At 68.3% G+C, this 21,922-nt stretch carries 18 protein-coding genes and 1 tRNA gene; 8 read left to right on the top strand and 11 right to left on the bottom strand.

Annotated features, from left to right (window positions below):
- Positions 1-23: 23 nt before the first annotated feature.
- The 3 genes from HA039_RS17595 to HA039_RS17585 all read right to left on the bottom strand — a co-directional run bounded on the left by HA039_RS17595 (position 24) and on the right by HA039_RS17585 (position 2,975).
- Entirely contained in the window at positions 24-1,670 is a 1,647-nt protein-coding gene (locus HA039_RS17595; protein WP_167030639.1) for a long-chain fatty acid--CoA ligase, read from the bottom strand.
- A 129-nt stretch (positions 1,671-1,799) separates the two neighbouring features.
- Positions 1,800-2,429, bottom strand: coding sequence for a SigE family RNA polymerase sigma factor (locus HA039_RS17590; RefSeq protein WP_167030636.1), 630 nt, complete (start codon positions 2,427-2,429; stop codon positions 1,800-1,802).
- Positions 2,430-2,663: 234 nt separating this feature from the next.
- Positions 2,664-2,975, bottom strand: coding sequence for a hypothetical protein (locus HA039_RS17585; RefSeq protein WP_167030634.1), 312 nt, complete (start codon positions 2,973-2,975; stop codon positions 2,664-2,666).
- Between the two features lie 326 nt (positions 2,976-3,301).
- On the opposite strand from HA039_RS17585, the gene HA039_RS17580 reads away from it, so the two are divergent.
- Positions 3,302-4,339 (top strand): bifunctional DNA primase/polymerase, encoded by a 1,038-nt coding sequence (locus HA039_RS17580; protein WP_167030630.1) that lies wholly within the window; start codon positions 3,302-3,304, stop codon positions 4,337-4,339.
- 28 nt (positions 4,340-4,367) lie between these two features.
- Here the strand turns inward: HA039_RS17580 and HA039_RS17575 are convergent, their stop codons facing one another.
- Complete coding sequence (locus HA039_RS17575; RefSeq protein ID WP_167030627.1) at positions 4,368-4,856, bottom strand: SRPBCC family protein; 489 nt, start codon at positions 4,854-4,856, stop codon at positions 4,368-4,370.
- Positions 4,857-5,258: 402 nt separating this feature from the next.
- Between HA039_RS17575 and HA039_RS17570 the strand changes: the two genes are divergently transcribed.
- Positions 5,259-6,188, top strand: a complete 930-nt coding sequence (locus HA039_RS17570; RefSeq protein WP_167030624.1) for a type II CAAX endopeptidase family protein — start codon at positions 5,259-5,261, stop codon at positions 6,186-6,188.
- A gap of 219 nt (positions 6,189-6,407) precedes the next feature.
- Here HA039_RS17570 and HA039_RS17565 read toward each other — a convergent pair whose 3' ends face one another.
- Complete coding sequence (locus tag HA039_RS17565) at positions 6,408-6,983, bottom strand: ester cyclase (RefSeq protein WP_167030621.1); 576 nt, start codon at positions 6,981-6,983, stop codon at positions 6,408-6,410.
- A gap of 119 nt (positions 6,984-7,102) precedes the next feature.
- Positions 7,103-7,525, bottom strand: a complete 423-nt coding sequence (locus tag HA039_RS17560) for a MarR family winged helix-turn-helix transcriptional regulator (RefSeq protein ID WP_167030618.1) — start codon at positions 7,523-7,525, stop codon at positions 7,103-7,105.
- A gap of 191 nt (positions 7,526-7,716) precedes the next feature.
- Between HA039_RS17560 and eno the strand changes: the two genes are divergently transcribed.
- The 3 genes from eno to HA039_RS17545 all read left to right on the top strand — a co-directional run bounded on the left by eno (position 7,717) and on the right by HA039_RS17545 (position 10,458).
- Entirely contained in the window at positions 7,717-9,036 is a 1,320-nt protein-coding gene (gene eno, locus HA039_RS17555; protein ID WP_167030615.1) for a phosphopyruvate hydratase, read from the top strand.
- 106 nt (positions 9,037-9,142) lie between these two features.
- Positions 9,143-10,102: a trypsin-like serine peptidase gene (locus tag HA039_RS17550; protein WP_208298638.1), complete on the top strand. Its 960-nt coding sequence runs from the start codon at positions 9,143-9,145 to the stop codon at positions 10,100-10,102.
- A gap of 23 nt (positions 10,103-10,125) precedes the next feature.
- On the top strand, positions 10,126-10,458 hold the full coding sequence (locus tag HA039_RS17545; RefSeq protein WP_167030609.1) for a hypothetical protein: 333 nt from the start codon (positions 10,126-10,128) through the stop codon (positions 10,456-10,458).
- Between the two features lie 572 nt (positions 10,459-11,030).
- On the opposite strand, the gene HA039_RS17540 is transcribed toward HA039_RS17545, so the two are convergent.
- From HA039_RS17540 to HA039_RS17530, 3 genes are all read right to left on the bottom strand, one after another.
- Positions 11,031-14,861, bottom strand: a complete 3,831-nt coding sequence (locus tag HA039_RS17540) for an NACHT domain-containing protein (protein WP_167030606.1) — start codon at positions 14,859-14,861, stop codon at positions 11,031-11,033.
- Between the two features lie 205 nt (positions 14,862-15,066).
- Positions 15,067-15,153 (bottom strand) — tRNA-Ser (locus HA039_RS17535).
- Between the two features lie 86 nt (positions 15,154-15,239).
- On the bottom strand, positions 15,240-16,793 hold the full coding sequence (locus HA039_RS17530) for a S1C family serine protease (RefSeq protein WP_167030603.1): 1,554 nt from the start codon (positions 16,791-16,793) through the stop codon (positions 15,240-15,242).
- Positions 16,794-17,020: 227 nt separating this feature from the next.
- Between HA039_RS17530 and HA039_RS17525 the strand changes: the two genes are divergently transcribed.
- The 3 genes from HA039_RS17525 (at position 17,021) to HA039_RS17515 (ending at position 19,783) form a co-directional block, all read left to right on the top strand.
- Positions 17,021-17,920 (top strand): glycerophosphodiester phosphodiesterase family protein, encoded by a 900-nt coding sequence (locus HA039_RS17525; protein WP_167030600.1) that lies wholly within the window; start codon positions 17,021-17,023, stop codon positions 17,918-17,920.
- Positions 17,921-18,036: 116 nt separating this feature from the next.
- On the top strand, positions 18,037-18,663 hold the full coding sequence (locus tag HA039_RS17520) for an ATP-binding protein (protein ID WP_167030597.1): 627 nt from the start codon (positions 18,037-18,039) through the stop codon (positions 18,661-18,663).
- Between the two features lie 154 nt (positions 18,664-18,817).
- Positions 18,818-19,783 (top strand): DUF5926 family protein, encoded by a 966-nt coding sequence (locus HA039_RS17515; protein ID WP_167030594.1) that lies wholly within the window; start codon positions 18,818-18,820, stop codon positions 19,781-19,783.
- Positions 19,784-20,064: 281 nt separating this feature from the next.
- On the opposite strand, the gene HA039_RS17510 is transcribed toward HA039_RS17515, so the two are convergent.
- Both HA039_RS17510 and HA039_RS17505 read right to left on the bottom strand, forming a co-directional pair.
- Entirely contained in the window at positions 20,065-20,712 is a 648-nt protein-coding gene (locus tag HA039_RS17510; RefSeq protein ID WP_167030591.1) for a hypothetical protein, read from the bottom strand.
- Between the two features lie 266 nt (positions 20,713-20,978).
- Positions 20,979-21,662, bottom strand: coding sequence for a bifunctional DNA primase/polymerase (locus HA039_RS17505; protein ID WP_167030588.1), 684 nt, complete (start codon positions 21,660-21,662; stop codon positions 20,979-20,981).
- Positions 21,663-21,922 lie beyond the last annotated feature (260 nt).

Raw genomic sequence — 21,922 nt, 5'->3', positions numbered from 1 at the left:
GCGCGCCCCGGCCCTCCCGCGCCCTACAGCGTCGTGACGTCCAACTCCCCCGCCGCGTACCGCGCCCTGATCACCTTCTTGTCGAACTTCCCCACGCTCGTCTTCGGCACCGACTCCACCAGCGCCCACCGCTCGGGCAGTTGCCACTTGGCGATCCGCCCGGCGAGGAACTCCTTGAGCGCCGCGTAGTCGGCGCCCGCGCCCTCCTTGAGGACGACGGTCGCGAGCGGGCGTTCGCCCCACCTCTCGTCCGGTACGGCCACCACCGCGGCCTCCGCCACGTCCGGGTGGCCCATCAGCGCGTTCTCCAACTCGACGCTGGAGATCCACTCGCCCCCGGACTTGATGACGTCCTTCGCGCGGTCGGTGAGCGTGAGATACCCGTCGGGGCTGATGACCCCGACGTCACCGGTCCGCAGCCAGCCGTCCTCGCTGAACTTGTCCTCGGGCCTGATCGGTTCGGCGCCCGCGCCGCCGTAGTACGCGGCCGCGATCCACGGGCCCCGTACCTCCAGCTCACCGGCCGACTCCCCGTCCCACGGCAGGATGTCGCCGCCCGGACCCGCGAGGCGCGCCTCGACGCCGGCCGGGAAGCGGCCCTGCGTGATGCGGTACGGCCACTCCTGCTCGGCGGTCAGGCCGGCGGGCGGGTCGGACGTCGTGCCGAGCGGCGAGGTCTCGGTCATGCCCCACGCGTGACAGAGCCGTACCCCCAGCTTGTCGTACGCCTCCATCAGCGACGGCGGGCAGGCCGCGCCGCCGATGGTGACGCGGGCCATGGAGGTCAGGTCGCGCGGCCGGGCGGTGACCTCGGCGAGAAGGCCCTGCCAGATGGTCGGGACGGCGGCCGCGTGGGTGGGCCGCTCACGCTCGATCATGTCGGCGAGGGGCGCGGGCTGGAGGAAGCGGTCCGGCATCAGCATGCTGACGCCCGCCATGAACGTGGCGTGCGGCAACCCCCAAGCCGTCACGTGGAATTGCGGGACGACCACCAGGGTCGTGTCCCGGTCCGTCAGGCCCATCGACTCGGTCATGTTGACCTGCATCGAGTGCAGGTAGATGGAGCGGTGGGAGTAGACGACGCCCTTGGGCTCGCCGGTGGTGCCGGAGGTGTAGCACATGGCGGCGGCGCTGCGTTCGTCCAGCTCGGGCCAGTCATAGGTGGCGGGACGGCCGGCGATCAGCTCCTCGTACTCGTGGACGCGGGCCGTGACGCCGGCGAGGAGGGCGCGGTCGCCGGGACCGGAGACGATGACGTGCTCGACGGTCGGCAGGTGCGGGAGGAGCGGGGCCAGGAGCGGCAGCAGGGAGCCGTTGGCGATGACGACGCGGTCGGCGGCGTGGTTGACGATCCACACCAACTGCTCAGGAGGAAGGCGGAGGTTGAGGGTGTGGAGTATCGCGCCCATCGACGGGACGGCGAGGTACGCCTCGACGTGCTCGGCGTTGTTCCACATCAGCGTCGCGATGCGCTCGTCGTCGGTGACTCCGAGGCCGTCGCGCAGGGCGTTGGCGAGCTGGGTCGCCCGTACGCCGATCTCGGCGAAGCTGCGGCGCTGCGGCTCGTCCTCCCCTGTCCAGGTCGTGACCTGCGACTTTCCATGGATGGTCATCCCGTGGCGCAGGATGCGGGTCACAGTAAGCGGTACGTCCTGCATGGTGCTGAGCACGGGCGTCCTCCCGGTCGGCGCTGACTCTGCGGCGTGGCGCTGATGCTGCGAGGATTCTGCGCACATACCGCGCGGTATGTCACTACCCGGGGGCGAGCGAACGCCGTCAACGCACCGGTGACTGCCCCGTCAACGTACCGGTGACAGCTCAGGATCCTCCCGGAGCTTGCCCAACGCCCGCGAGACCGCGCTCTTGACCGTGCCGACCGAGACGCCCAGCACCTCGGCGGTCTGCACCTCGCTGAGGTCCTCGTAGTACCGCAGCACCACCATCGCCCGCTGGCGGTCGGGCAGTTTCATCACGGCCCGCCACATCGCGTCGTGCAGCACCTGCTGTTCGGCCGGGTCGGGCGCGGGCAGCCCCGCCGGCTCGGGCAGCTCGTCGCACGCGAACTCGTCGACCTTGCGCTTGCGCCACTGCGACGTACGGGTGTTGAGGAGGGCGCGGCGGACGTATCCGTCGAGGGCGCGGTGGTCCTCGATCCGGTCCCAGGCGACGTACGTCTTGGTGAGCGCCGTCTGGAGCAGGTCCTCCGCGTCGCTCGGGTTGGCGGTGAGCGAGCGGGCGGTACGGAGCAGGACGGGGCCCCGGGCCCGTACGTACGACGAGAACGAGGCGTAGGGGGCGTGGGCCGGCCGGGGCAGGTGCGCGGGGCGCGGCGGGCGGGCCTGGAAGGCCGTGGAGGCGGTCGTCCTCACGGTCGCGGAAGCGGTCGTCCTTACGGCCGTGGAGGCGCTGGTGCAGACAGGCGTGGTCATGGCTCCACGCTAGGAGCGGGGCCCCGCCAGGGGATCGGCCCCAGGTCCCGGAGCTGTGTCCGCCTCAGGGTGTAGGGGTGGTGGTGCCTCCACCTCCTGAAGGTGGAGGACAGGTGACGTGCCCCGTCAGGGTCGGCGGCGCAAAGTCCTGCGCGACGGGGCCGGAACACCGGACCTCCGCCGCGCAGGACTTCGTTTCACCCCTTGGTCACACACCCCCCGTCGGGCCGCATGTCACCAGAGGTTCGTGAAGGACACCGAGATGTTCTCGTTGGACTGGTCGATCGCCGTGAAGGCGGAGCCGACCACGCTGGCCGTGTTGTTCTGGTTGGACGCGCCGGCGCCGGTCGCCACCTGCTGGGTGGTGGTCGAATTGCCGTAGTTGTTGCCACCCACGCCACTGCCGCTGATCGTGGCCACGGTCGCGTTGGATCCGTCGTTCGCGAATCCACCGTTGTCGGCCTCGGCCACCCCGGTGAAGAGCGCGGCGGCGAGGGGCAGAGCGGCAACAGCGGCGAAGACGCGAGCGGTACGGAAGCTTGCCATGTCAGTTCCTCCAGGAACGATAAGTGCGGCTTGTCCCAGGTCGGTTGGCCGACCGCCCGGGTCGTGGTGACGACGTCGCGAGATCAGGATTGCCCACCGAATCCCCTGCGAACCAGCCCGGAGCGCCTTATTCCCTCGCAAGCGTGAGGACATGTCGATAAACCCTCTTTGCGCCCCCAAAGCCGCAGATCACCTGACACCCGACCCCTGAGTCCAGGCGCCCCATGAGGCGAAGCGTTCCGGCAGGCACCCGAACCTTCACACCGCCGACACGGCCGGCGAGGCTCCCTCTTCCCTTCTTCGAACAACTGTACGAACATAGACCCATGGCCACCACCGCCCGCCCCACCCACCGCCCCACCCGGCCGACCCCCCGGCACGCCGCCTCACCCGCTCTCGCGCACGCGCTGTCCGCCGCCGAGCGCGGGCTCCCCGTCATCCCCCTGTCCCCCACCAAGCTCCCGGCCCTGCCCTCACCGCACCGGGGCGAGCCGGAGCCGAACCCCTGCCGCGGCGAGTGCGGACGCCCGGGCCACGGCGTGTACGACGCGACGACCGACCCCGCGGCCGTAAGGGCCCTGTTCGCGGCGGCCCCCTGGGCCACGGGGTACGGCATCGCGTGCGGGCGGGCCCCGCACCACCTGATCGGCATCGACCTGGACGTCACGCCGACGGGCGGGGCGAGGGGCGGGGCGGCGGGCGGGGCGGACCACCCGTACCCCGGAGCCACCCCGGCCTCGGTGACCGCGCTCCAGCAGATCGCCTTCCAGCACCTGTTCACGCTCCCGGAGACCGTCACGGTGCTGACCCCCAGCGGCGGCCGCCACATCTGGCTGACGGGCCCGCCGGACGTCACCGTCCCCAACTCCGCCGGGCGCCTCGCACCGGGCATCGACGTGCGGGGAGCGGGCGGCTACCTCATGGGTCCCGGCTCGGTCAGCGCGCGGGGCGCGTACCGGCTGGCGCCGGGCTCGGCCGGCCTCGCCCCCGCGCCGTGCCCGCGCGCGCTGCTGCGACTGCTGACGCCGCCGGGCCGCCCGCACCGGGGGGAGGGGCGCCACGGGGGCGCCCCTGACCCGCGGCTCAGGGGCGCCCCCGACGCCAGCTCCGCCGCCACCTCCGCCTCCACGTCCCCTGCCACGAATCGACCGGCACAGGGCCACGGCCTGGTGCAGTTCGTCCTGGCGGCGCACGAGGGCCAGCGCAACACCCGGCTGTTCTGGGCGGCGTGCCGGGCGTACGAGCACGGCTTCGGCGAGGCGCTGGCGGAGACGCTGGTCGAGGCGGCGGTACGTACCGGCCTCACCGCACACGAAGCACGGGCCACGATCGCCTCGGCCGCCCGCCTCACCACCAACCGCTGACGCGCGTCCCCCCTGCTCTCAGGTGCTCTCAGGCTTCCTCGACCAGGCGCTTGACGGTCCCGAGATATCGCCGAACAGCCGCACCGTAGAACGTCGAGACCACTCCCGCCGGCAAGGCGACCCTGAGCGCCTTCTTCACCGCGGCCTTGTCGAAGCTGAGCTCGTACACGAACCTGACGACGTCGACCGAAAGCTCCTCCACGGCACGCACGTTGAAGATGTGCGCGCCATAATCGGCGGGGGTACGGGTGACCAGTCGCCGGCCCGGTTCAAATTCGACCACCTCGCTCGACACCGAGAGCGAAAAGAAGCCGAACACCTTGGCGTCCTGGACCAGTTGGGTACCGATCACCAACGGTCCCCGCAGCTCCACCCGCCTGATCTCGGGGCGCCACTGCCGGTCGTTCCGGAAGTCGCTCACGAAGTCGAAGACGCGTTCCCGCGAGGCGTCGATCGTTATGGACTGCGCGATGCGCACGTAATCTGTCGCCGAATCCATCGAATCCATCAAATCCATCGAGTTTCCCTCAAGGCCAAGCCGAAAAAGATCAAGCACCGCTCTCCCCACGGCACACACCCCCACCCACCATGCTCACGCCACCGGAACGCCCCGGCAACTCGTCACGGGAACTCGCACGCGAACTCGCTCGGGAACTGGCACGGGAACTGGCACGGGAACTCGCGCGGAGAACGCGGGAATTCGGCGCACGCCGTCACGCGCCGCGCCATTCCCCCGGCGACCACCAACTCCCCGTCCACCGCCCGGTCCACCGGCCCTACTTCAGGGTCCGACCCGCCCGGCCGGGGTACATCCAGCACCACCCCACGGCCGGGCCGTACGCCCCGTGTGCGCCGCTGTCACCTTCCGTAGCGTCATGGACATGGCGCAGGGAGCGCCGCAGGAGAAGGGGCGACGGACATGTTCGAGCAAAAGAGCGGGAGCGGGCTTCGGCTCTTCTTCACGGTCACCTTCGCCACCACCTGGGCCTTCTGGCTGACCGCGATCGCCCTCGGCGGGTCAGCGACCAGCTCGCCCACGGCCGTTCCGTACCTGCTCGGCGGCTTCGGCCCGGTGTTCGGCGCGCTCGCGGTCCGAGCGCGCCGTGCCCGCCGGCGTGGGCCCGTACCGGCCCGCGCGGTGCCGTTCCGGCAGGGCGTACGGACGTTCCTGGCCCTGCCCCTGCTGGTCCTGGCGTCGGCGACCGTCGTGGGCGGCGCGCTGCTCGCGAACCTGCTGGGCGGTCCCGGGGTGAACCTCACGGAGGGCAGGGAGCTGATCGCGACGATGGGCGGGGCGGTGCCGTTCTTCGTGAGCATGCTGATCGCGGGCCCGCTGGCCGAGGAGCCGGGCTGGCGCGGCACGGCGTACCCCCGCCTGCGGGCGTCCATGGGCCGCGTCGGGGCGGGCGGGCTGCTGGGCGCGGTCTGGGCGGTGTGGCACCTGCCGCTGTTCTTCATCGAGGGGACCGTCCAGGCCGAGTTGGGGCTGTTCAGCTGGAGCGGCCTGATGTTCTCGCTGAGTGTCGTCCCGGTGGCGCTGCTCACCGGGTACGCCTACGAACGCGCCGGGGTCGTGGCGTCCGTCGCGGTCCACCTCGGGTTCAACGCCACGATGGCCGTACTGACGGTGGAGTCACCGGTGACGCAGGCGGGCGTCCTGGGCGTACAGATAGTCGTCGCGACGGTACTGCTGGCGACAAGCCGCGAGCGGGGGGCGGACCGGTCGGTACGGGCGAGCCGGTCGGACGAGGTCCAGGTGAACCGGTCGGTAGGGGCGGGCCTGCCGGACGCCCGACCGGACCGGGCCGCCGCGGGGGCGCCGTACGGCGACAGCCGGACGCGAGGCTGACCGCACCGGGCACCGCCCGCCGGCCGGACCACCGGAAGGCCGAGCCACTGGAAGGCCGAGCCACACGAACCGGCGCCGCATCCTTCAAGGGTGTGGCGCGCGGGCGTTCGACGAGGGCCGCTCGGTCACTTCACGAGTCCGGGGCCGCCCGCATCACGGAAGCCGGGCGAACGACTCACGGAAGCCGGGCCAATGACTCACGGAAGCCGGGCGAACGACTCACGCCTGATTCGCCACGACCCCTGAACGGTAGGCCTCCGCCGCCCGGTCCGCCTGTCCGGAGACCTCGGCGGCGGCGCGGGCCGCGCGGCCGGACAGGCGCCAGGCGACCATGCGCAGCCCCACGGCCGGGCTCGGGGGGAACACCCCGAGCTGGCCGAGCATGGTGACGTCGTCCCGTACCGCCTCGTGGCTGACGACCTTGCCGTCGCGAACGCCGAGGACGTGCACCTGCTCGAAGTCGATTCGCTGCCCGGTGGGAGGGATGGCCTGGTCGAGCGCGCCGTCCCGGAACCGTACGAACGCGCCCGTGTGACGCCCCTGCATCCGCAGCCTGACCCACACCTGCCCCTCGCTCTCGGCGACCCCGAGGACCGGGAAGCGCAGCTCGTCGAAGGCGAAGCGCATCCAGGCGCCGGACGCCAGGACGCCTGCGGGGCCGGGGATCGCGCAGGCGGAGGGCGAGACGGCGGCCTCGCGGTTGTGGTTGTCGTCCGCGACGACGGAGGCGGCCAGGGACCGGTCCCCGGTCTCCAGGACGCGGAAGAGCCCGTGTGCCAGTTCGTCGGCGTTCATCCGATGCGCCCCTGCCTGTCGCCGTGTCCGAGCAGGCGGTGACCCCGCCCGACCACATTCAGCTTACTAGCCACCTAATGAATAGGCCAGCGATGGCGAGGTGTGGGGGTTAGCCCCGGCTAGCGGGTGGCGAGCCGCTCCAGGAGGGTGGCGCTCCGCGCGAGCAACTCCCTCTCCTCGGGGCTGAGTTCGGCCTCGATGGCCTGCGCGAGCCAGCCGGCCCTGCGGCCGCGCTCCGCTTCGAGGGCGGCGCGGCCCGCGTCCGACAGCTCGACCAGCGACTTGCGGCCGTCCGTGGGGTGGGCGCGGCGGGTGATCAGGTTCTGCTCCATGAGCAGCCCCACCGCCCGGGCCATCGACTGCGGGCGCACGCGCTGGTCGGCGGCGAGATCGCTGGTGGTCATCGCACCGCTGCGGTCGAGCGCGCCCAGCACCGCGACCTGCCCCAGCGGGATGTGGTCCTCGTGCTTGACGCGTCGGGTGAGCTTGCCCATCGCGGTACGCAGTTCGGCGGCGATGGCGGCGGCATCCGGGGTGGGCATAGGGCACTTTACCCAGCGGGACCCCGGCCCCGCGCACGTGCTGACCTGCACGGGAAACTACACAGCACAACTGCACAGCAGAGCTAAACAGCACAGCTGTGCAGCATTGCTGTAGGGTTTGCGTTGGTCGGGCCCAGCGCCAGCGTTGTCGCAGCCGGGGCCACGACACACGACAACGCGAAGGACCTCGCATGTCCACCAACGCAGCCACCCCCGCCCACACCCCCATCCCCACCCTCATCCAGACCGTCACCGCCCGCCGGATCATCGACAGCCGGGGCAACCCCACGGTCGAGGTCGACGTCGTCCTGGCGGACGGGTCCCTGGGGCGGGCGGCTGTCCCGTCCGGCGCCTCCACCGGCGCCCGGGAGGCCGTCGAACTGCGCGACGGCGACCCCGCGCGCTGGCACGGCAAGGGCGTCGACCGCGCGGTCGCCCACGTCAACGGGGGGATCGCGGCCGCCGTGCGCGGCCGGGACGCGACGGACCAAGCCGGCCTCGACGCCACGCTGATCGCCCTCGACGGCACCGCCACGAAGTCCCGGCTCGGCGCGAACGCGATCCTCGGCGTCTCGCTCGCCACCGCCAAGGCCGCCGCGGCGGCCCACCGCCTGCCGCTGTACCGCTACCTGGGCGGCCCCGGCGCCCACCTCCTGCCGCTGCCGATGATGAACATCGTCAACGGCGGCGCCCACGCCGACAATCCGCTGGACTTCCAGGAGTTCATGATCGCGCCGGTGGGCGCGGACTCCTTCGCCGAAGCGGTCCGCATGGGCAGCGAGGTCTTCCACACCCTGCGCCGCGACCTGCTGGCCGCCGGCCACTCCACGGGCGTCGGCGACGAGGGAGGCTTCGCGCCCGCCCTCCGTACCGCCGAAGAGGCGCTCGACTTCGTGATGACGGCCGTCGAACGCACCGGATACCGCCCCGGCACCGACATCGGCCTGCTCATGGACCCGGCGTCGTCGGAGTTCTTCCGGGACGGGGTGTACGACTACGCGGGCGAGGGAGTCCGCCGTACCCCCGCCGAACACGCCGAGTACCTCACCGCCCTCGTCGACGCCTACCCGATCATCTCCATCGAGGACCCCATGGCGGAGAACGACCTCGAAGGCTGGCGCGAGCTGACCGCGCGCGTCGGCGACCGCTGCCAGCTCACCGGCGACGACGTGTTCTGCACGAACGAGACCCTGCTGCGCGAGGGGATCCGTACCGGCGTCGGCAACTCCGTCCTGGTCAAGGTCAACCAGATCGGCACCCTGACCGAAGCACTGACCGCGGTGACCACGGCCCATGAGGCGGGCTGGACGGCCGTCATGTCGCACCGCTCGGGCGAGACGGAGGACACGACCATCGCGGACCTGGCGGTGGCGACGGGCTGCGGCCAGATCAAGACCGGCTCACTCTCCCGCTCCGACCGCACGGCAAAGTACAACCAACTGATCCGCATCGAGGAGGAGTTGGGTCACGCGGCCCGCTTCGCGGGCGGCGCGGCACTGAACCGGGGCTGAGGCCGCACCACTTGTGTCACAGCACACCAACAGCGCAACCGAACAAAGAGCGTCACCCCTCCTACGGACCACACTCAAACCTGCCGATCACCGAGGAGACCCCACCATGCCCCAGACGACAACGTCCCTGGCCAGGCATCTTCGTGACCGTTCCAGGGGTCTCGCCACAGCGGGTACGGCTCTCGCCCTCGCCACCCTCACCACCGTCACCGCCCTCACCACCCCGGCGTCCGCGTCCGCCCCCGCCCCCGCGTCCGCGACGGCCGCCACCGCCGCGGCACCGGACCCGGTGTCCGTACTGACGTACACCGCCAAGGAACGCAAGGCGGCCCTCGCCTACTGGACGGCGGCCCGCATCAAGGCGGTCGGGAAGTCGGTGGACCTGGGCCCGACGGGCCCGAAGGCCAAGCCCTACAAGGGCGTCGCGCTGAAAACGGTCGGCCGGCTCTTCTTCGTCAACGCGAACGGCGCCGACACCTGGTGCACGGCCACGGCCGTGAAGAGCGCCAACCGCTCGGCCGTGATGACCGCCGCCCACTGCGTACGCCGGGGGTCCTCACCCGGCAACACCAACACCGCGATGGTCTTCGTCCCCGGCTACCACAAGGGCAAGAAGCCGTACGGCACGTTCGCGGTCCGCAGCGCCGCGACCCCACGCACCTGGGTGTACGACTCCACGGACGACCTGTCCACCCTGGCCGTCGACCCCGACAAGAACGGCCGCAAGCTCACCGACGTCGTGGGCGGCCAGGACATCGCCTTCAACCGCCCCGTCGGCGGCACCATCTCCGCCCTCGGCTACTCCGCCACCCGCCCCCAACGCGGTGAGGAACTCCTCCAGTGCGTCGGCGTCGCCAAGAAGGCCGACGGCACCCAGGCCATCCCCTGCGACATGACCGGCGGCTCCAGCGGCGGCCCCTGGCTGGCCAACTTCAACACCACCACCGGCAAGGGCACCCTGATCTCGGTCAACGCGTCCCTGGACTCCCTGACCCCGACGAAGATGTACGGCGAGATCTTCGGCGCCACAGCCAAGAAGGTCTACGACAAGGCCCAGAAGTCCTGACCCCCGCTGCCTAGAATCCCGCCATGGGAACACCTCTGAACGAGGGCGACGGCTGCGAACTCCCCGCCACCGCGGTCTGCTGGCTCACCGACGACCCCCAACCGGGCCTGATCCTGGTCGAGTTCGCCGACATCTACGACCGCCCCCACCAACTGGTCGGCAAGACGGCCTACTTCGGCGGAAACCTACAGCCGACCTCGACCTACCCGTGCCCGACCAGCACCGAGTGCACGATCGAAGAAATCACCGACGACGTAGCCACGGTGAGCACCTGGTGGCTGTCAGGCGGCCCCGAAGACACCCGCTTCGTCTTCGACGTCCCCCTGAACACCCTCAAACCCACCACCACCTCCTGAACCACCACCCCCACCCGCCCAGACCCGGCCCGCGCACTGCGCGATGATGAGATCCCCATCAACCGCTAGTCCCGACGCGGAGTACGCCACGTGAGCGACGCCCTGTCCTGTCCACGGTGCACTCAGCCCCTGAAGTCGGGCGGGTCGGTCTTCGTCCGCCGGGACGACGACGACCGTTCCTGCCGATCACTATGGAGGTGCGGCGCCGGCCACCTCTGGTGGAGGTGGGCAGACCGACCGAACGCCGACTGGAAAACCTGCCCCCGAACCGCACCTCTTCCAATGACACCCCCACCCGCCAACGAAGGCCGACCAAGGCCACACCACCCGCCGGACATGGTTGGCCTGCGGTGCTCGTTCTACGCCCTCCGAGCCCGTGGCCGCGTCCGGCGGTCCGCATCTGGTCCACTGCCGCATCACAACTACTGAACCGCGCTGCCTCTTGATTCAGTCGAAGCGCAAGGTGGCCCACGGCGATTCCGCGACCACACTCCCGTGATGGGAACACGCCCCTTGTCTGCCAATCGAATCGGAAGGCCACCCATCGCTTTGGCGAAAGTTGTCGCTGACAATCATGTCCCCGGCGCGCGGGTATCTTTCTCTTGTGACCCGTACACGGACCCATTGGCGCCTTGCATGGGAACGATCTTCGTTGAGTAGTAATGGTGGAGTTGGTTCACGACAGACAAATATCTCACGTCTTCGCGACGCTTAAATATCTCTGCCAAAGTCGCTCCTCCGCGACTCTGGACGAAGTTTTTAAAGAACCCAATCGGTGCGGTATCGTGCCCTGTCGCCAAGTTGACTAGACAGTCGGCGACTGAACGCAAGTCACTTTCTTCCCAGTTTCCGCCCCAGATGGCGAGCCGCTTTCTATAGTCGTTTACTGTACTCGAATCAAGGCTCCCGACCTCGCTCCACGACTCGCCGAATCCGAAAGAGGGAAGTCGAAGCAGGAGTCTTGCGAGGCCCCAACGTTGGGGCTGGCTGAGCCATGCATCGTAGATACGGTTTACGAAGCGTGGAGTAGTAGCAGCTGCCGCCTTCACGGTCAAAACCTTGGCACGTTTACCGATAATGTTTGCCAGCTCGATGTACTCGTCATCTCCAGTCAGAGCCAATTTGATGGCGAGACGCACAGGAACTTTGGATGCGGCAATCTTTTCGACAACTGACGCAGGGAGGGAACTCAGGAGTGCGTAGCCATGAGTGCTATCATCAAGGATTGACCAGAACCAGGATATTCGGGCTTCCTTAAAGCGCCCCTCAGGGAGAGTCAGCAGAGCCGAGAATATGTCCCTCATCTGGTTGAAGTGGAATTCTTCAGGCATTGAGTACAGGCGAGTCGTAGGTACGCCTACGACTCCCGGAGTCAGTCCAGGATGGACGCATAGAAGTTCGTTGGTATCGACGCCATCACCCCATCTCTCTTGTGCATCTTGCCACTCCTCGATGGTTTTGCCAGTAATCGACAGAGGTGGCCGGCCTTGCTCCCACCAAAGAGCGAGGGGCCAGGGAAGCGCCTGCCACCAAGCACTGACATCTTCTGTATTTGCGGATGCCAGTGCGGCGATAGCACGGCTCCAGCTTTCATGGCTAGGCTCATGGGCGAACAAAACTGCTAGGCGAAGAAAATCCCACTTGCCGGCATCGTCAAGGCTCGCGGCAATTTCAGCCGTTTCTGCCAGCCAGTCAGACGGTATATTAGGTGTCCTGATATAAAATACAGCCAGCCTGCACTTATTTCCTGTGCTCTTCCTAACCGGAAGATTTCGCACATAGTTCGTGAGGCTCATGGCCAAACGTGTGACTGGGGGAGCGCTCTCGTGCCATTCCTCAGTTACCATAAAAGATGGATGGTGCGCCCGAATGAGCAGAGGCTTTGCCGTAGCAGGAGTCAAAGATGGCAGATCCTCTAGAAAGATTCGAGTCATGGCACTGCGCCCAGGATCGATACCGAGTCCCAATTGCATCAACCGAACTCGGGCATCCCCCTCATCTCTATCCAGTATTTCGCGCACTCGTCGGTACGCATCTCTGCTATTTGCATGGCCTTCAGCCGAGATTGAGAGAATAGCTCCTAGCCGATCGAAAAAGTTCCCGGACGTGGATGCGCGATTAACCGCTTCTGTGAATTTTTTTCTCGCGGCTGCATCAGTGAAATCTACTGCCGAGAGCTTCGACAAAGAATCGGCTCCAGCCGCCCCGATGAAGGCAATGGCGGTTTCAGTTAGCATCCTTTGATGGCGTGGCGCCGTGTCGGCAACCCTATCCGCCAGAATGTCGATAGCCAGGCGTGAACCCATCAGCGTGCCGTCGGAACCAGCGAATTCTGGAACATCCCCAGCGTTAAGCTCATTGCATATGGCCGTTACCATGTCACGGCGGGCGCCATTCGTAGAGAAAATCGCACCACTCGCGAGTAGAAGTGTGTTTCGCCAATGATCACTGCAGACGATCGACGTGAGCCTTTCGTAGACCATCTCGTCATTGCCTTCGAGTGCGCCGTTTGCGGCGCAAAATTCTTGGAGGCTACGCAATTCGAAGCCCATCCGCTCCGAGGTGCTGGCGACGAGAAATACTAGGCGTTCCGTTGCTGCATTCATTATCTGCGAAACAAGAAGGGTTCTTTCACTATCCTCGTACCCTTCTCCGTCGAGGATGTCCTCCAGCTCTAGCTGCATATCCTCTCGTGTAAGCGAGGACTCTGTGTGAGAAGCTATCGCCGCCTCGCACTGCAGGCGAAATCCGATACGCCAGTGCAGTAGATCGATGAATCCTCTGTACCGGTCCAGTGTGGCTACATGCGGTGTATCCTTTTCCAGCTCGCGTGCGTATATGACTTGGTAGTAATTGGAAAACAATACATATCTCTGGCTTGGGGCAACACTAGATCGCGACAAAAGCAGAACCAAGATTGTCACTTGCAGCGGCGTTGTCATCAAACGTGCCGTTTCCGACAGTCGGGCGGCTCTTTCCACGCGCTGCATAATCTCTATAGCCTTATCGCTGCCTTCGCCGTGGCGGATGGAAGTCAGTCTACGTGAATAACGAAGCACCTGCTCATTATGCAATTGAGATAGGAACATCGTGGCGAAGGATGCGAACTCCCCCTTGTAACCCTGCGGTCTGCTAGTTGCAAGTATCGCCAGATCCGCCCCGCAAGCATCTGCTGAATCATTAAACGAACTTACGGCGTCCATAACTGGTTCACGATTTGCCGTACTTGGTACTTCGTCGAGGCCGTCAAGAACTAGTAGCCAGGGGTATTTTCGCAACCAACGCCTCATCGTTGCAACCGTTGCCCCATCGCCCACTCTTTCAGCAATGAAAGACATCAAAGATGCAGTCGGGTGAGCAGCTAGATAGTTCGCAAATTTGGGCAACGATACAAACACTGGGAATCGCAAGGAGGTGGGTAGGGTGATTTCCTCCTCCGCGCAAATCGCGCGGGTGCGACTCACCTCTGAAGCTATTTCGGGCTGCACACTGAGGTACTTGTGCCTATCCAATAGTTCGGAGCGATAGATCTGACAGATGAAGCGACCCAAAGTGCTTTTCCCCTGTCCCGGCCCACCGATAACCAGAATGCGACCACGCGAAGGCTGCTGAGATCTGTCAATCGGAGTAGCATGCTGATCAAGTAGTTGGATGATCGTCGCCGCGCTGGCCGACTTTTCTCCCGTTCTCTCATCAAACAGGAGAAGGTCCTCTTCACTGTTCCCTACATAGGGAACATCCACAAAGACACGTGCCAGGGGTACCTTTCGGTCATCTACTCCACCACCCTGGTCTAGCTCCGCGTATCTTTCTGCCTTAAACACTTTTGCTAGGTGGCCAGATACGGCGTCGCTAATTTCTGTCTCGGTTTCCGAAATAGATTCGGTTAGGGTGGTCAGCAGGTCACCCATTACTGATCCCAGAAACCTTTGCCTAACCGAGGTGTGCAAATCCAGTAGTCGACAGATCTTTTCCGCGTGCCATATGTCCGAATCATGAAGATTCAAGGATGGGGCGATCGATTCGATATACTGGGTGATCAATTCCTCGCCACCCCCTTGGGCGGGCGTAAGTACTACATTCGTTATCACGAGAAGCTGTCTGGGCTTTTCTGTCCGCTTTAACCAGGAGGCAACTTCCGCCTTTAGCTCTTTAAGTAGCCACTGAGCATCAGCCGTACGCCTGGTAAGCTCTTCCTTGTGCTTTACTTGAAATACTGTAAAGCCAGACCAGGGCGGGTTGGTCGGCGAGACGTGCAAGTCGCTTCTTGTGCTTGCATCCCGGCCTCCATCAGGGCCCATCCCATGGATCTGGATCTGAGAGCCGAACTCTGCGAGGAGCAGTGCTTGTGCGAGACGCTGAAACTCGTGGGGGCCCATCCGGGTCAGGTCATAGCGATTCATCCCACGATAGTCTCGCAATAGGTGGGGTTGGAGTGCCGGTTTGGCTAACTTGCCTGTGACTACCTCATGTTCTCGGGGTAGACCGCGCTCCCCGAAACCTGTCAAGAGTGGGAAACCGGCGAGGCGGGGTGAGACGCGTTGAACGCAGTAGGGGTGCCCCTCGACGAGAGGCACCCCTACTGACCAGCGTCTGCGCTGACCTGCGCGGTGGGTGTGGGATTTGAACCCACGGTGACATCGCTGCCACGACGGTTTTCAAGACCGTTCCCTTAGGCCGCTCGGGCAACCCACCTTTGCTCCGGGATCGTTGCTCGGGAGCGGGGACAGCTTACCGGGCGGGGGGTCCGGTGGGGGGACCGAGTGGGGTGGGGAGGGGGGTCAGCTTTCGCCCTTGCGTTCGCCCAGGGTCACCTGGACCGTGGACTCCTTGCCGGCGCGCTTGTACGTCAGCGTGACCTTGTCGCCCGGCTTGTGGGTCCAGATCTCGCTGATCAGGGTCGGGCCGCTGTCGATCGCCGTGTCGTTGAACTTGGTGATGACGTCGCCCGCCTTCAGGCCGGCCTTCGCCGCCGGGCCGTCCGGGGTGACCGCCGGGGTGCCGCCCTCGCCGTCCGCCGAGATGGTGGCGCCGGTGCCGCCCTCCGTCATCGTGACCGTGGCGCCGATGACCGGGTAGACCGGGGTGCCGGTCTTGATGAGCTGCTCGGCCACGTTCTTCGCCTGGTTGATCGGGATGGCGAAGCCGAGGCCGATGGAGCCCGCCTGGCCCTGGCCCGTACCGCCGCTGCCCGAGGGCTGGATGGCGGAGTTCATGCCGATGACCGCGCCGCCGGCGTCCAGCAGGGGGCCGCCGGAGTTGCCGGGGTTGATGGACGCGTCGGTCTGGAGGGCGCTCATGTACGAGTTGCTGCTGCCCGTGCCGTCGCCGGACGCGACCGGGCGGTTCTTGGCGCTGATGATGCCGGTGGTGACGGTGTTCGAGAGGCCGAAGGGGGCGCCGATCGCGATCGTCGAGTCGCCGACGGCGACCGCGTCCGAGTCGGCGAGCGGCAGCGGGTTGAGACCCGAGGGCGCGTTCTTCAGCTTCACCACGGCCACGTCGTAGCCCTCGGCGCGGCCGACGACCTCGGCCGTGTACTTCTTGCCGTTCGAGAACGTCGCCGTGAGGTCGCCGCCCTCGGCCGCGGACGCCACCACGTGGTTGTTGGTGAGGATGTGGCCCTGCTTGTCGTAGACGAAGCCGGTGCCCGTACCGCCCTCGCCGTCGCCGCCCTTGGCCTCGATGGTCACCACGCTCGGCAGCGACTTGCCGGCCACCGCCGCGACCGTGTCGGCCGCGCGGGCGAAGTCCTTCGGGGCCTCCGCCGCCGAGACCGTCGTCGAGCTGCCGCCGTCGTCGTCGCCCTTCGCGATCTGGTAGCCGAGGCCGCCACCGAGCCCGCCCGCGACCAGGGCGACCACGGCCATCGCCGCGACGAACAGACCCAGGCGCTTGCCGCCGGGCCTGGACCGCGCCGGCTCCGGGCTGCCCCACTCGGGGCCGCCGCCGCTTCCGTACGAGCCACCGCTTCCGTACGAAGCGTCGCCTCCGTAAGAACCTTCGCTTCCGTAGGAGGGCAGCACCGGCGGGGGCGGCGGCCAGGAAGCGCCCACCACGGGCTGCGCCGAGGTCGGGGCGTCCGCCGGATGGCCGGACGGGCCCGACGGGCCGGGCGGGACAGCCCCCGGGGGAGTCTGGCCCGGGGCCGGGTAACCGCCCGGGGCGGGAGCCTGGCCCGGCGGCGGGTAGTCGCCGGCCGACGGCTGGTGCGCGGGCTGCTGGGGTTCGGGGGCCGGGGGTGTGGACGCGGGTGTGCCCTCAGGAGCGGCATCCGGCACGGGAGGTACGGACGGGGCGCCTGAGGCCCCAGTGCCCTCGTTCTCGGTGCTCACAGCTCTTTCTCCTCGGTTCCACGTCAGTCGTCGGCATGAGTTCCGTACGGTTCGCACACAAGTTTCTGCGCACAGCTTTTCCCACGGCACGTCAGGCCACTGTAAGCAGGAGCTGTGCGTCGTACCAGCATTCTTTATTACGGACAAAACGCCTGCACCTCTGGCCGACCGGCCGGGGTGCCCCCGCCGTTCACCCGCCTACCCCGGGGCGATGGCACCATGACGCGGTGACTCAAGCTCGCCAACACAGTATTCAGGTCGTCGCACACCGCGGAGCCTCGGAGGACGCCCCCGAGCACACCCTCGCCGCGTACACCAAGGCCATCGAGGACGGCGCCGACGCCCTGGAGTGCGACGTACGGCTCACGGCCGACGGCCATCTGGTCTGTGTCCACGACCGCCGCGTGAACCGTACGTCCAACGGACGCGGCGCCGTCTCCGCCCTGGAGCTCGCCGACCTCGCCACGCTCGACTTCGGCTCGTGGCGGGACAGCGAGGAGAGCCCGGACTGGCGGGACCGCGACCTCACCTCCGTACTGACGCTGGAGCGGCTGCTCGAACTGGTCGCGGACGCCGGGCGTCCCATCCAGCTGGCCATCGAGACGAAGCACCCCACCCGCTGGGCCGGTCAGGTGGAGGAGCGCCTGCTCGAACTGCTGCGGCGCTTCGGCCTGGACCGTCCGACCCCGGGGCCGGGGGCGGGCGCAGGGGGGTCGGGAGTAGGCGCAGGGGCACCGGGCGCGGGCAGGGTCGGGCCTGGCGGGGTGGTGCGGGGCGGGGTGGAGCTCCACGAGTCCGCCGTACGGATCATGAGCTTCTCCGCCCGCTCGCTCCACCGCATCGCCTCCGCCGCCCCCCAACTGCCGACCGTCTACCTGATGCAGTTCGTCTCCCCCCTGCTCCGCGACGGACGGCTGCCGGCCGGCTCGCGGATCGCGGGGCCCGGCATCCGTATCGTCCGCAACCACCCCGGCTACATCGCCCGCCTGCACAGGGCGGGCCACCGTGTCCACGTATGGACGGTGAATGAGCCGGAAGACGTCGACCTGTGCGTACGCCTCGGAGTCGAGGCCATCATCACCAACCGGCCCAAACAGGTCCTGTCCCAGTTGGGCCGCCCTGTCTGAGATCTTCCGGGATCTCCCGGCACCTCCCTCACCGAGGGTGCGCCCACGGAGCGAGAGGGCTCGGGAACCTCACGGGGAGTGCACCGGCGCGCTCGAACTGTGCTCGAGCGTCATGAGTGCGTCAAAGGCTCTCCTGTGGCCGGTTTCCGGTCCAGGCCAATGGGGCATTCACATCGTGGCGTGGGGCTAAGGAGGTCTCGGGGGTGACGGTTTTGGTGGCACAACAGGCGCCCACGTCGTCGAGCATGGCCGTACCCCACGGTCCTGCGGGCGTGGGGGCGGCACGGCGCCGGATGCGCGAGCAGTTGAGGCACAACGGGCTGTCGGACACCGTCGTGGACGACGCGATCCTCATTCTTTCGGAGCTGCTCAGCAACGCCTGCCGGCACGGCAGGCCGCTGGGGCGCTCGGACATAGGCGACGGGGACGTCCGCGCGGCCTGGCGCGTCGACAAGGCGGGCCGGCTGACGGTCGAGGTGACGGACGGCGGCGGTCCAACGCGGCCCGTTCCGTCCACGCCGTCGGTGACGGCACGCGGGGGGCGCGGGCTCAACATCATCAGCGCGCTGGCCCAGGACTGGGGGGTACGGGACAGCGCGTCCGGCGAGGTGACGGTGTGGGTGCTCGTCACCGAAGGCCACCGCCGCGACGATTTCGCTACGCGCGTCACCGGGCCGGCGCTCGACGTCGGGGACCTGGGCTTCGCGGACGGCTTCGTGGACGCGTTCGACGAACTGGGCTGAGCGCCCGGGGGGGGAGGCTGAGTCCCAGGGGCGCGGAGACCTCTCGGCGGGCGCCGGAACCGTACGTACACCTGTACGGCGGCCCCACGCCCCCGGCCCGTACGACTAGGCTCGCGCCGACACCGCACCGCCGCTACCGGGAGAAAGCCACACCATGGCCAAGAAGCGCCCCCAGACCAAGGCCAGCACGGCGCAGCTCAAGGACGGACCGGTTCCGGTGGTGGGGCCCCGCGAGCCCTGCCCGTGCGCGTCCGGCCGCCGCTACAAGGCCTGCCACGGCCGCTCCGCCGCCCACGCCGTGACCGAGCTGGTGCAGCGCCCCTTCGAGGGCCTCGCCGGTGAGTGCGACTGGGTCGCGCTGCGCGAGCTGGTGCCCGCCGCGACCGTCGAACTGACCCTGAGGGACGGCCTGCCCGACGGCGTACCGTCCGTGACGCTCACCACCGTCCTGCCGATGGCCTGGCCGGCCCTGCGCCGCGACGACGGCTCCGTCCTGCTCGCGCTCCAGAACGACACCTCGTCCGGCGACCTCAGCCGCGACCTCGCCGACACGCTCCGGCGTGCGCTGACCGCCGAGCCCGGTTCGCCCGTCGCCTCCGAGCGGGCGCCCGCCGACGGCCCGCGGCTCCAAGACCTCCTGGACCCCGCGGCGGACTTCAACCCGGTGGTGCACTCCGGCTTCGAGTTCTGGGTGCCGGACGCGGAGAACGCCACCGCCGAGGTGACCGCCTCCTTGGAGCGCGCCAACGAGGCCGCGATCCCGACCGTCCTGCTCGCGCACTCGGACGCCGCGTACTGGTGCGAGACGCCCACCAAGAACCACCTGCGCTGGGTCATGCCGTACCCCGAGGAGAAGCTCCTCGACGCGCTCGCCCGGCTGCACGCGGCCGGGACGTCGGACCTCGGTGAGGGCACCCGGCTGGTCGGTTCGTTCCGGGCGCACGGGCTGACCGTGCCGGTCTGGGACCTGCCGAGCGAGATGGGCGCGGAGGCGTGCGAGAAGCCCGCCACCGCGTTCGCCGAGCGGCTGACCGCGGCGCTCGCCGTCGACGCGCCGCTGACCGGGGACGAGCGCCGGGCGCGCGGCGGGCTCACCAACCGCCAGGTGACGCTGAGCTGACGGACGGGGCGGGGCGGGCCGCCGACGGGCGCCCTCTCCGCACCCTCTCCGTACCGCTGACGCGATCTCCCCGTACCACTGACGACGTACTGACGCGGTGTTTTGGGCGGAGGCGGTGACTCCTGTCACATCGCCCCTACCGGCAGGTATTTCATTGTCCGAATACACCGGATCGAATTTGCTAACCGCCGATCTCTTGTTACGGTTCTAGAAGCCCGGTCGCTGGTGCATCCCCCGTCGCCAGCGGCCGGGCGTTCGCGTGACCGGACCGGGCCTGTCGCTCAACGGCCCCCGGGGCTGGGGGAGTTGCTCCCCGACCGCAACAACAGCGCCGCCCCGCCCGCGCTCTTCGCACCCTCCGCGCCGTCCTCGGCGGCAGCCGCGAACTCCGCCATCGCCAGGTACCGCGAGGCCCCTCCCGCGGACGGTTCACGAGGGGTTTCACAGGTGGCCGGCTCGTCCTCCGCCGCCACCGCGCAGTGCGTCTGTACGGTCCGCCCGCGGGGGCCCATCAGGCTCAGTACGGCGCTCAGTTCGCGCCCCGTCGCGTTGCGGTAGTAGGTGCGCGCCCACGTGTCGCGCCCCCCGGTGAGGACGCACGACTGGGCCTCGATCCCCTCCGGGGAGGCGACTTCGGGGCCGCACCGCTCGGCCGTACGCACCGGGGCGCCGCCCGCCGCGGCCGGCCGCTCGTCGACCGCCGCCGACCCATCGATTCCGGTCAGATGTGACGCCTCCGGGGCGGAAAGCGGGGCCGGAGCCTGAGCCGGGGCACGGCCCGGGGGCGGGAGCGGGAGGGGTACGGGAAGCCCGAGCGGCCCCGGGTCGGAGGAGCCGGAAGGACCCGAACCGGGCCCCGCGGAGGCGGCGAACGGCAGCAGCGCCGTACACACCACAACGGCCGTGAGCCCGATGACACGCAGATTCATGGGGGCCACCTGCCGATGTGGGGAAATTCCTGACGGACCGCCGAAAGATATCGGCGAAATGGGCCACTCGGCGGCACCGCGCGCCCAATTCCCCACTTCTCGGGCCGCCTCACACCCGTACGAGTGACAAGCGACAAGGAGTGGAGTGCGGACGTACGGGAAACGGCGGTGGCGCGCCCCCATGTGAGGGGCGCGCCACCGCCGTACCGCTCATCAACCGGTCGACCGGTCACCCGCTGAACCGCTCGCCGTACACCGCTCGCCGTTCAGTACGCGAGCCGGCTCCCGCCGTCCGGTGCGCTCGTGCTCGCCTCGACCAGCGCGTCCACGACCGCCTCCACGTCCGGCAGCCATGGCGCCGCCGAGCCGGGCAGGGGTGCCCGCTCCCAGCGGACCTGCCCGCCGGCCGCCTCGGACGGGGGCAGCACGAGATAGCCGCCCGAGCCGTGGAACCGCAGCGAACTGGGCACCCAGTCCTTCGCGTAGAGCAGCTCCCCGAGCTGTTCGAGGGTGTACGGGGACACCAGCAGCGACCACCGCGTGGGCGTCGCCACGACCGGGCCGAGCCGCATGCCCATCCGGTCGAGCTCCACCAGGGCGCGCGCGCCCGCCACGGCCGGCAGGCTCACCGCGCACGGGGCGCTGTCGCCGGTGGCCAGCACGATCGGGGCCGTCGGGCGGTTGCCCCACCACCAGCGCACCATGCGCGCGTCGGTGGTGGCCGCCAGGAGTCCTGGGTCGAAGGGGTGTGCGCCTGGTACGGCGCAGTCCGGGTCGGGGCAGGCGCAGCCGTAACCGCGTGTCCCGCTCGCGCCGGCCGCCGTCAGCCCGGCGCCCGGCAGGACGGGCCATCTCCACGCGGAGGCGTAGGTGAGGGCCGCGTCGAGCTGGGCAGGCCTCCCCTTGCGCCGGAACCGGAGCCTGCGTCGCCTTCCGAGGATCTCGCGCATGAGCGCTCGTTCCTTTCCGTTGAACGCCGAGGTCCACATGACACTGACACCATGTGTGTGCATCACTTCGCTGTGCGTATCCGCTGTGCGTGCATTCGCTGTAGCTGTCGCTGTGCGTTCGACGCTTCGCCGCGCTGTGCCGCGCCGTACCCGGGGGCACGGACGGACGTTCCTGGCCTGCGGCGCGTGACTGCGTCTCCGGGCCGGGCACGACCTGTCGGGCCGTCGGGCTGTCGGACTGTCCTCATTGAACGTGTGGC

This window comes from Streptomyces liangshanensis (assembly GCF_011694815.1).
GTDB classification, from domain to species: domain Bacteria; phylum Actinomycetota; class Actinomycetes; order Streptomycetales; family Streptomycetaceae; genus Streptomyces; species Streptomyces liangshanensis.
This window is presented reverse-complemented; position numbering and strand designations above follow the sequence as displayed.